Source organism: Mesorhizobium sp. M7A.F.Ca.CA.002.15.2.1 (assembly GCF_003998715.1).
Taxonomy (GTDB): domain Bacteria; phylum Pseudomonadota; class Alphaproteobacteria; order Rhizobiales; family Rhizobiaceae; genus Mesorhizobium; species Mesorhizobium ciceri.
This window is the reverse complement of record NZ_RZPI01001038.1, coordinates 1-1,186: the sequence shown is the minus strand read 5'-3', so window position 1 is coordinate 1,186 and position 1,186 is coordinate 1. Positions and strand designations below refer to the sequence as shown.

General features: G+C 56.7%; 3 protein-coding genes. 1 reads left to right on the top strand and 2 read right to left on the bottom strand.

Translation table 11 applies throughout. The features are described from left to right. On the top strand, positions 1-227 hold a 227-nt coding region (locus ENZ74_RS34820), incomplete at its 5' end, for a hypothetical protein (protein WP_206522390.1). Between the two features lie 115 nt (positions 228-342). Here ENZ74_RS34820 and ENZ74_RS32355 read toward each other — a convergent pair. After that, the gene (locus ENZ74_RS32355; RefSeq protein WP_127224108.1) at positions 343-672 is read right to left on the bottom strand and encodes a hypothetical protein; all 330 of its coding nucleotides are present in this window, start codon (positions 670-672) and stop codon (positions 343-345) included. Beyond that, a partial coding sequence (fghA, locus tag ENZ74_RS32350) for an S-formylglutathione hydrolase (protein WP_127313312.1) occupies positions 656-1,186 on the bottom strand: 531 nt, incomplete at its 5' end. The genes ENZ74_RS32355 and fghA, both read right to left, overlap by 17 nt.

Sequence of the window (1,186 nt, the reverse complement as noted above, 5' to 3'; positions counted from 1 at the left end):
ATCTTTGTACAGGCCCTCAGGTCGGCAAGGAGATCGGCGGCAAAATAGTAACACCTGACAAATTCACAATTCAGGCATCCTATGGCTACGGGTCGCGTATCTATACCGAGAACTTCTTTGTGGATCTTCGAGCTTATTTCTATACGTCCGGAGCGAAGAGAATTCCTGAGCAACTCGAAAAGATAGCAAAATCTCTGGATGAACTGGCAAAATCAAACAGAAAGTAGTCACCTCACCGTGGAACATGTCGAGGTTGATATGGGATCATCTCCCTGTGGGACACCGGAGCCGGGAATACGGCCAGAATAGTTGTTTGCGGCCAGGATCGCTGCCCGGACCAATTTACCCCGCCTGCAACACCTCCAGCGTCTGCCCGTCAAACGAAGGCTCGTCCTGGCCTATCCGCACGAACAGCACTTTCCGCCCCCCACCCTCGGGCACCTCGAAATACTGGATGCCGTCAGGCATTTCGCCCCAGGCGCCGCAGGGCGGCTCCGGGATCTCATCGGGGCTGGCTACCGCTTTCAGCTCTTTCGCATAGGCAGCGTCCGGGCTGAATGTGTAGCGTTTGACGCCGGCGGGGACTCTGCCCCCGGCGTAAGGCGTCGAATTCAATACCTTGTTTGCATCTGGCCATGCCTTCGGCCTGCCCGGTTCAAAGCCTCTCAGCATGCCATCTCAGATGGTCGTCCATGAAGCTGGAGATGAAAAGATACGAGTGGTCGTATCCATCCTGCATCCGCAATTTTAAAGGAATACCTGCTTTGGTGCAGGCCGCCTCAAGCAGCCAAGGCCTCAGCCCGTCGTCAAGAAATCCATCCGACGTTCCCTGATCCACCAAAAATTCGGGGAAGCGGTATCCGTCGTCGATGAGCGACGTCGCGTCGCAGCTTCGCCACGAGGCCTCATCCTTGCCGAGATACTTCTCAAAAGCCGGTCTCGACCAGCCGGCGGTGCTTGGCTGGGCGATCGGGGCGAACGCCGAGCAGCTCTTGAACCGCTGCGGATTCTTCAAGGCAATCGTCAGCGCGCCATGCCCGCCCATCGAATGGCCAAAGATTGCCTGGCGTGCCATATCGGCTGGAAATTCAGCCGCGATGAGGGCCGGCAACTCCTCGGCGACATAGGAATACATACGATAGTTCTTCGCACAAGGCTCTGGCGTCGCATCGAGATAGAAGTCGGC

Coding starts and splice junctions, on each gene's coding strand:
- ENZ74_RS32355 (WP_127224108.1), bottom strand. CDS start 672: ATGCTGAGAGGCTTTGAACCGGGCAGGCCGAAGGCATGGCCAGATGCA.